The sequence below is a fragment of the Aeromonas sobria genome (assembly GCF_050266975.1).
Taxonomy (GTDB): Bacteria; Pseudomonadota; Gammaproteobacteria; order Enterobacterales; family Aeromonadaceae; genus Aeromonas; species Aeromonas sobria_B.
In genome coordinates this window covers 160,972-169,611 of the sequence record NZ_JBKISU010000004.1, presented here as the reverse complement: position 1 = coordinate 169,611, position 8,640 = coordinate 160,972, and the positions used below count along the sequence as shown (strand labels likewise).

At 60.8% G+C, this 8,640-nt stretch carries 8 protein-coding genes and 1 rRNA gene; 4 read left to right on the top strand and 5 right to left on the bottom strand.

All coding sequences use genetic code 11. The features are described 5' to 3' along the window. Positions 1 to 3: 3 nt before the first annotated feature. The 3 genes from rrf to ACLHZ1_RS03975 all read left to right on the top strand — a co-directional run bounded on the left by rrf (position 4) and on the right by ACLHZ1_RS03975 (position 4,072). Positions 4 to 118: ribosomal RNA gene (gene rrf / locus ACLHZ1_RS03985) — 5S ribosomal RNA — on the top strand. A 336-nt stretch (positions 119 to 454) separates the two neighbouring features. Further along, on the top strand, positions 455 to 772 hold the full coding sequence (gene tmaR, locus ACLHZ1_RS03980; RefSeq protein ID WP_427261052.1) for a PTS system regulator TmaR: 318 nt from the start codon (positions 455 to 457) through the stop codon (positions 770 to 772). Positions 773 to 973: 201 nt separating this feature from the next. Further along, positions 974 to 4,072, top strand: a complete 3,099-nt coding sequence (locus ACLHZ1_RS03975; protein ID WP_427261051.1) for a transglycosylase domain-containing protein — start codon at positions 974 to 976, stop codon at positions 4,070 to 4,072. 64 nt (positions 4,073 to 4,136) lie between these two features. Here ACLHZ1_RS03975 and yjgA read toward each other — a convergent pair whose 3' ends face one another. After that, positions 4,137 to 4,661 (bottom strand): ribosome biogenesis factor YjgA, encoded by a 525-nt coding sequence (gene yjgA / locus ACLHZ1_RS03970; protein ID WP_408793805.1) that lies wholly within the window; start codon positions 4,659 to 4,661, stop codon positions 4,137 to 4,139. A gap of 112 nt (positions 4,662 to 4,773) precedes the next feature. On the opposite strand from yjgA, the gene pmbA reads away from it, so the two are divergent. Further along, a complete protein-coding gene (pmbA, locus tag ACLHZ1_RS03965) occupies positions 4,774 to 6,117 on the top strand; it encodes a metalloprotease PmbA (protein WP_427261050.1) in 1,344 nt (447 codons plus the stop codon). 87 nt (positions 6,118 to 6,204) lie between these two features. Here pmbA and murA read toward each other — a convergent pair whose 3' ends face one another. Genes murA through mlaC form a run of 4 tightly spaced genes read right to left on the bottom strand, consistent with a single transcriptional unit; the run spans position 6,205 to position 8,637 of the window. Then, a complete protein-coding gene (gene murA / locus ACLHZ1_RS03960; protein WP_042001437.1) occupies positions 6,205 to 7,461 on the bottom strand; it encodes a UDP-N-acetylglucosamine 1-carboxyvinyltransferase in 1,257 nt (418 codons plus the stop codon). 17 nt (positions 7,462 to 7,478) lie between these two features. Further along, entirely contained in the window at positions 7,479 to 7,736 is a 258-nt protein-coding gene (ibaG, locus tag ACLHZ1_RS03955; RefSeq protein ID WP_042001440.1) for a BolA family iron metabolism protein IbaG, read from the bottom strand. Continuing rightward, the gene (locus ACLHZ1_RS03950; protein WP_427261049.1) at positions 7,736 to 8,008 is read right to left on the bottom strand and encodes an STAS domain-containing protein; all 273 of its coding nucleotides are present in this window, start codon (positions 8,006 to 8,008) and stop codon (positions 7,736 to 7,738) included. The genes ibaG and ACLHZ1_RS03950 overlap by 1 nt, the downstream gene beginning before the upstream one ends. Further along, positions 8,005 to 8,637 (bottom strand): phospholipid-binding protein MlaC, encoded by a 633-nt coding sequence (gene mlaC, locus ACLHZ1_RS03945; RefSeq protein ID WP_427261048.1) that lies wholly within the window; start codon positions 8,635 to 8,637, stop codon positions 8,005 to 8,007. The genes ACLHZ1_RS03950 and mlaC overlap by 4 nt, the downstream gene beginning before the upstream one ends. Positions 8,638 to 8,640 lie beyond the last annotated feature (3 nt).

Here is an 8,640-nt window from a genome sequence, read left to right as displayed (position 1 = left end):
TTGCCTGGCGGCCATAGCGCCGTGGAACCACCTGATCCCATGCCGAACTCAGAAGTGAAACGCGGTAGCGCCGATGGTAGTGTGGCATTCGCCATGCGAGAGTAGGACACTGCCAGGCACCCAATTAGCGATGATGCGACCGCATCGTCGGCCACGCGAGAGCAGGATGCTCTTGGTAGGCAGCCAACACGAAAAACCCCGCTCATCGAGCGGGGTTTTTTACTGCCTGAAAAACAGCATTAACCATGCACTTTGTTACGTTATGTTGACATCTTCTTTGCAAATCAGGGTGTTACTGGCCCGACTTCGGTGGTTCATACGCAATTGGCTTGTATCTGTCACATAACTCGGTAGAGTAAAGGCATTCAATGTGCGCCTGCGTTTCTTGATGAACGCCTTTCCTCTCAGGCGTCACCTGCCCCGATTTTATCAACCTTGAGTCAGTGGTAACGATATGGAACAAGTAAACAAGTCCACCTTCAGCGATGTATTGGAATATGTGCGTATGTCTCGTCGTCAGAACAAGCTCAAACGCGAGATCACTGATAATGAGAAGAAGATCCGTGATAACCAGAAGCGGGTGCTGTTGCTCGACAACCTGAGTGACTACATCAAGCCCGGCATGAGCATAGACGAGGTGCAGGCCATCATCGCGAACATGCGCACCGACTATGAAGAGCGGGTCGATGATCACATCATCAAGAATGCCGAGCTCTCCAAGGAGCGCAAGGAGCTCAGCGCCAAGCTGAAGGCGATGAGCTCTCACAAGTAATCCATCAAGATGGACATATCGGACACCGGCCTATGGCCGGTGTTTTTGCATCATATAGCGTGTTGAGCCGAGACAATCGACTCCCATTTTGCGGATAGCCCTGCTACCATCGACATTCAGCACTAATTGTTTTCAAGCCATTGACTTGAAAAGACTAAGCTTGAGTGAAATACAATAAATTGCGTAACCATGGTGGCAGATATGGGCGCATTACAACGGACGGATCTGGATAAAGTGGCACCTCAAGAGTTTCCCGTCCCCACAGAGGACGGTCCCAAGAAGCGTAAGCGTCGCTCATGGTGGCGCTGGTTGCTTTGCCTGCTCTTCTTACTCTGTCTGATCGCGGTGGCTCTGCTGGTTGGCTATGAGATGAAGACCTCCAAGCTGCAGTCCCAGGAGATCTCTCACTATGCCGCCAAGCTGACTTATCAGGTCGAGCCGGGTCCGAGCGACAAGATCATCTTTCCCGATGATGGCCCCTTCGACAAACGGCTCGGTTATGTCTTGCTGCCCATGATGCAGGAGCGTTTGCTCAAGCGTGGCTATGAGGTGAGCCAGCAGGTTCGCTTCTCCGATGCACTCTATGACTATGCCAAGCGTGGCTTCTTCGTGCCTTATACCGAGAAGGTCCAGGCCGGCCTGACCCTGAATGACTGTCGGGCGGCCCCTTTCTATGACTTCCATTATCCAAGCCATTACTATCCGGACTTTGCCTCTATTCCGCCCCTGGTGGTGCAATCCCTGTTGTTTATCGAGAACCGGGATCTGCTCAGCGATGAACAGCCCTTGGCCAACCCGGCCGTTGATTGGCCACGCTTTGCCAAGGCGGCGGTGTCGCAGCTGGGCAAGGCGCTGGACATGGAGGGCCAGTCGGCGGGGGGCAGCACGCTGGCGACCCAGGTCGAGAAGTACCGTCACTCCCCCGATGGCCTGACTGTGTCGGCCACCGAGAAGATCCGCCAGATGATCTCGGCCAGCGTACGGGCTTATCGCCTCGGCCCCGAGACTCTGGAGGCACGCAAGTTGGTGGCTTGGGCCTATCTCAACTCAGTGCCCCTCTCGGCGGCACCGGGTCATGGTGAGGTCCATGGGTTGGGGGATGGGCTCTGGGTATGGTTTGGGGCCGATGTGGCCGAGGTCAACCGTCTGCTCGATCCCGCCCGCAATCAGGATGCCTCCTTGGATGACAAGGGCTTGGCCCTGCGTCAGGTAGTCTCCCTGATGATTGCCCATCGTCGCCCCTCCTACTACCTCGCTCAGGGGCGGGATGCGCTGGCCGCGCTGACCGACAGCTATCTGCGCCTGTTTGTGCAGGAGGGAATGATCACGCCGGATCTGATGGCCGCCGCCCTCAAGGCCCAGATCAAGTATCGTGATTTCCTGCAGTCACCCGCCATCACCCGGGTCAATAACAACAAGGGGTTGCAGGTGGCGCGCACCCGCCTGAGCAGTCATCTTGGGGTTCAGCTCTACGATCTGGACCGGATGGACCTGACCGCGGAGACCAGCCTCAACATGCCGCTGCAAAAAGAGATCACCGGCTATCTGCAGCAGCTTGCCGACCCTGCATTCGCCGAAAAGATCGGATTGTATGGTGAGCGGTTACTCTCCCCGGAGAAAACGGCCGATGTACGCTACAGCTTCACCCTATTCGAGAAATCGCCCGATGGCTTCAAGGTCAGGGTGCAGACCGACAACACGGATCAGCCCTTCGACATCAACGAAGGCAGCAAGCTGGAGCTGGGCTCTACCGCCAAGCTGAGGGTGCTGACCACCTACTTGCAGATGGTGGCTGAGCTCCATGACAGCTACGCCGAGATGCCAACCGAGAGCCTGCGCAAACTCGATATCTCCCCCCAGGACAACATCAGCCGCTGGGCCGTCTCCTACCTGATCAATGCCAGAGACAAGAGCCTGCCCCCCATGCTGGAGGCGGCCCTGGATCGCAAGTATTCGGCCAGCCCGTATGAAGGCTTCTTCACCGGTGGCGGCATGCATACCTTCAACAACTTCAACAAGTACGACAATAATCGCAATCCGTCCCTGCGGGACGCGCTGCGCGAGTCCATCAACCTGCCGTTCGTGCGGCTGATGCGGGACCTGGTGCGTTACACCCTCTACAAGGATGGCAACCGCAGCCAGTTGCTCAAGGATGACAGGGATCCCCGTCGCACCGAGTACCTGGTCCGGTTCGCGGACAAGGAGGGCCAGACCTACCTGCTGCGCTTCTGGCGCAAGTATCAGGGCAAGACGCCGGCCGAGCGGATCGATGCCTTCCTCGATGGTCTCAGACCCAGTGCCATCCGGTTGGCAGCGGTGCACCGCTATCTCTATCCGGAGGCGGACTTGGCAACCTTTACCGCCTTCCTCGATGGTCGGCTGCCCAAGGTACTGCGCAATCAACTGAACGAGCGGCGGATCGCCCAGCTGTATGACTCCTATGGGCCAGGTAAGTATTCACTACCGGATCAGGGTTATATCGCCCGCGTTCACCCCCTCGAACTCTGGTTGATCTCCTACCTCAAGGCCTATGAGAAGGCGACCTTCAATGACGTGGTCATGGCAAGCCGGGATGAGCGTCAGGAGGTCTACAGCTGGTTGTTCAAGACCCGCCATCGCAGCGCCCGTGACACCCGGGTGCGCACCATGCTGGAGGTGGAAGCCTTCCTCGACATTCATCAGCGCTGGGCCAAGCTCGGCTATCCGTTCGGTCATCTGGTGCCCTCCCTGGCGACGGCCCTCGGCAGCTCGGGCGACAGACCCGCCGCCCTGGCCGAGCTGATGGGCATCATCCAGAATGACGGCATCCGGACGCCGACCCTGCGCATCGAGCACCTCTCCTTCGCAAAAGACACGCCGTTTGAGACGGCGTTTGAACCCGCCCATGGTCAGGGTGTGCGTGTGCTGCCGTCGGCGGTGGCGACGGCCCTGCGTGGCGCCCTCTCCAAGGTGGTGGAAGGGGGCACGGCCCGGCGCATCTCGGGGGCCTTCACCCTGCCAGATGGCACTGTGCTGGCATTGGGGGGCAAGACGGGGACGGGGGACAACCGGCTCGAGACGGTGGGACGCTATGGCAATGTCACCAGCTCGCTCGCCCGCAACCGGACCGCGACCTTCGTGTTCTACATCGGAGAGGATCACTTCGGTACCCTGACCGCCTATGTGCCTGGCAGTCAGTCGGACAAGTTCCGCTTCACCTCTGCATTGCCGGTCCAGGTGCTCAAGGGGATGGCCCCCCTGCTGACTCCTTATCTGGTGCCCCATACCCAGACCCAGTGTCTGGCACCCGAGGCGGGCTGAGGCCGCCACCGAAACGACAACGGGGCCGACAGGCCCCGTTTGTTATGGTGTCAAGACGCCAGGCTCACAGCTTGTCTTCTATCTCGCCACGCAGATACTGGTAGATCTCGCGAAACGCCGCCGGCGGCTTGTTCAGCTCGCGCTCTTTCTTGGCGTTGCGGATCAGTTGACGCAGCTTCTGGCGATCCAGTTCATGGAACTGGGACATGAGCTCGTTGAGGGCCTCATCCCCGTCGACGATCAGCCTCTCCCGCCACTGCTCCAGCCGGTGCAGGCGCGCATTGATGGTGGAGTGGCGATTCTTGATGATCGACAAGGCCTCGGCGATGGGCTCGATATCGCGGCTGCGCATCAGTCGGCCGATGAACTGCAGGTGGCGGCGGAAAGACTCATCTTTCTTGGGCTTGAGTCGGCGGCCCAGCTCGACCGCCTCGGCCAGCTCCTCATCCAGCGGGATCTTCTCCAGCTCGCTGTGGCTGAGGTCGACGAGCTCATCGCCCATCTTCTGCAATATCTCGGCTTCGCGTTTTAGCTGGCTCTTGCTGGGGCCCCAGTCCTCGAACTCTTGCTCGTCGTTAAAGTGACTCATTGGTCTTTATGTCCTGTCATTCATATTTGGGCGATATGGTACCAGCTTCTCCCGCTGGGCGCAGGGGTCTGATATGCTGAGCCCCTTTCCTTTCTTCATGCAGACTTGAGTTATGGATCAGCAAGACCAAATCCGCCAGGATCAGGCGCAACTGGAGGCCGTGGTAGCCGAGGCGCTTGAGATTGCCAAAGGGCTGGGTGCCTCGCTGGCAGAAGTCTCTATCAGCAAGCAGACCGGATTGTCGGTCAATACTCGCGGCTGCGAGCTGGAAAGCATCGAATTCAACAAGGATGGGGCGCTCGGCATCGCCGTCTACCGCGATGGCTGCAAGGGGTCCTCGTCCACCACGGACCTCGGTCCCGCGGCGATCCGCGCCGCCGTCGAGGCCGCCATCGAGATAGCCCGTCACACCTCGGCCGATACCTGCGCCGGCCTGGCCGATCCCGAGCTGCTGGCCTGGGATGCCCCCGATCTGCAACTCTGCCATCCCACCCTGCTGGATCCCCAGCAGGGCATCGCGCTCGCCATCGAGTGCGAGCGGCTGGCGCTGGGCAGCGACAGCCGGATCAAGCACTCGGACGGCGCCGGCTTCTCCAGCCACCTCGGCATCAAGGTCTATGGCAACAGCCACGGCTTTCTGAAGGGGTATGCGGCCTCACGCAACTCGTTGAGCTGCATGCTGATCGGCGAGCAGGATGGCGACATGCAGCGGGATTACGGCTACTCCTCCAGTCGCGATCTGGCCGGGCTGTGGAGCCCGGCACGGATCGCCGAGGAGGCGGTGAGCCGCACCGTCGCCCGGCTCGGGGCCCGCAAGATAGCGACCCGCCATGCGCCCGTGCTGTTTCATCCCGACACGGCCGCCGGTCTGTGGGGTCACCTGGTCATGGCCATCAGCGGCGGCAACCTCTATCGCAAGTCCAGCTTCCTGCAAGAGCGACTGGGACAGCAGATCCTGCCCGACTGGCTCACCATCCAGGAGTTTCCCCACCTGCTGGGCGGCCTGGCCAGCTCCCCGTTTGATGGGGAAGGGGTGCGTACCCGGGATCTCGATATCATCCGTGACGGCCACTTGATGAGCTGGCTGCTCACCTCCTACTCGGCGCGCAAGCTGGGGCTGACCACCACGGGCCATGCCGGAGGCATCCACAACTGGCAGGTGTCGAACACGGGTCAGGACTTGCCCGCCCTGCTCAGGGAGATGGGCACGGGTCTGCTGGTGACCGAGCTGATGGGGCAGGGAGTCAACATCGTCAACGGCGACTATTCCCGCGGCGCCGCCGGTTTCTGGGTCGAGAATGGCGAGATAGCCTATCCGGTCGAGGAGATCACCATAGCGGGCAACCTCAACGAGATGTTCCGCCAGATAGTGGCCGTGGGCACGGATCAGGATGAGCGTTCCAGCCTCAAGACGGGGTCCGTGCTGGTCGAAAACATGAAACTGGCCGGTCACTGACCATCATCAGGATGACCTTGCCGCAAACAGAACGGCCCCCTCGCCAGGCGAGGGGGCCGTTTCATATGGCGGTGTCCCGCAGTGACATCAGCCGGGGATGCGTTCGATGCGACCACCCAGGGCTTGCAGCTTGTGCTCTATGTCTTCGTAGCCACGGTCGATGTGATAGATGCGCTCGACCAGGGTGGTGCCTTCGGCCACGAAGCCGGCCAGCACCAGGCTGGCGGAGGCGCGCAGGTCGGTGGCCATCACCTGGGCACCCTTGAGCTGCTCGGTGTCACGGCAGATGGCGACATTGCCCTGCAGTTCGATGTCTGCCCCCATCCGCACCAGTTCGGGCACGTGCATGAAACGGTTCTCGAAGATGGTCTCGGTGACCATGCCAGTGCCCTTGGCCACGGCGTTGAGCACGGTGAACTGGGCCTGCATGTCGGTCGGGAAGGCCGGGTAGGGGGCGGTCTTGATGGTGACCGGCTTGAGGGTACGACCCGTCATGTCCAGGCTGATCCAGTCGGCCCCTTTCTCGATGAGGGCGCCCGCCTCTTCCAGCTTGACCAGCACGGCTTCCAGCAGGGAGGGATCCGTCTTGCGGCAGACAATCTTGCCGCCGGTGACGGCGGCGCCGACAAGGAAGGTACCGGTTTCGATACGGTCTGGCTGGACGCTGTAGCTGCCACCGTGCAGACGCTCGACCCCGTCGATGGTCAGGGTATCGGTGCCGGCACCCTGAACCTTGGCGCCGAGGGCGTTGAGGAAGTTGGCGAGATCGACCACCTCGGGTTCGCGGGCGGCGTTCTCGATCACGGTGCGGCCCTCGGCCAGGGCAGCCGCCATCATCAGGTTCTCGGTACCGGTCACCGAGATCATGTCCATCAGGATGTGGGCACCCTTGAGGCGGCCATCGACCCGGGCCTTGATGTAACCGTCTTCGATGGTGATCTTGGCGCCCATCAGCTCCAGGCCGTGGACGTGCAGGTTGACCGGACGGGCCCCGATGGCGCAGCCGCCGGGCAGGGAGACGTCCGCGGCACCGAAACGGGCGGCCAGGGGGCCGAGCGCCAGGATGGAGGCGCGCATGGTCTTCACCAGCTCGTAGGGCGCGACATGGTTGTTCACCGCACCGGTCAGCACGGTCACGTTGCCGTTGACCTTGGTGCTGGCCCCCAGCATCTCCAACAGCTTGAGGGTGGTGCCCACGTCTTTGAGGCGCGGCACGTTGGAGAGCTGGATCTCTTCGTCACACAGCAGGGTGGCGAACAGGATGGGCAGGGCGGCGTTCTTGGCACCCGAGATGGTCACTTCGCCATTGAGCGTGCAACGACCATCGATCTTGAATTTGTCCATGTTACTTAAATACCAAATCAGGAGGGCAGGATAAATTTGCGTTCACGGGCCCACTCGGTCGGCGTAAAGGCCTTGATGGAGAGGGCGTGAATGGCGTTGGTGGCGATCTTGTCCATCAGCGGCCCGTAGATGGCCTGCTGCTTCTTGACCCGGCTCATGCCGTCGAACATGTCGCCGACGGCGATCACCTGGTAGTGACTGCCATCCCCTTTGACGTGCACTTCGGACAGGGGCAAGGCCTCTAGGAGTAGTGCTTCAATTTCAGAGACTTGCATTATGAGTCCTCAGTTTGTTGCGCAATGGGCTGAAAAAGGCTGGCGACCCCGTACAGGGTCGCCAGGGTATGGATGTCTGCACTGGCACCGACCAGTTGCGGTTGGCCGCCACGGGCCAGAACCGCCTTGGCCCACTTGACCAGCAGCGCCAGGCCGGCGGAGTCCAGACTGCTTGTCCGGCTCAGATCCAGGCTCTCCTGCTGCCACCACTCATCGCGGCGCTGCCACAGGTCGATGACCTGTTCGGATTGCAGGTCGGTTCCAAACATCATGACTTGATCACCAGCGGCTTGGCATTGTGGGCCTGCAGCTGGGCGATGACGGCGTCGATGCCGTTCTGGCGGATCAGGCCGCCGAGTTCGCTCTGCTTGGCAGAGAGCAGGCTGATGCCTTCGGCCACCATGTCGAACGCCTTCCACTCGCCGGTCTTGTTGTTCTTGCGCAGCTTGAACTCCAGGAAGATATCGGGCTTGCCGCTCTCCTTGACGCTGACGCTGACCGCGGTGATGTTGCCGCTCGCGGGCTTGCCCGGTTCGACCTTGACCACCTGCTGGTCAAAATGGGCGAGGGCATCGGCGTAGGAGCTCACCATGTATTCGGTGAACACGTTGACGAAGGCATCGCGCTGGGCCGGGGTAGTCTGCTTGATCTGGTTGCCCAGCACCTTGTAGGCGGCAAAGCGGTTGTCGATATAGGGCAGCAACTCCTCGCGGATGATCACCCTCAGGTGATCCGGCTGCTGCTTGATCTGGCTCTGGTCGGCCTTCAGGCGGGCGAAGGTCTGCTTGGCGGCGGTATCAACCAGTACATAGGGGTCGCTCGGATACTCGGCTGCCCGGGCGGTCAAGGAGAACAGTATGCTGGCCATCAGACCGATCAGCAGGGTCATTTTTTTCAACATGGT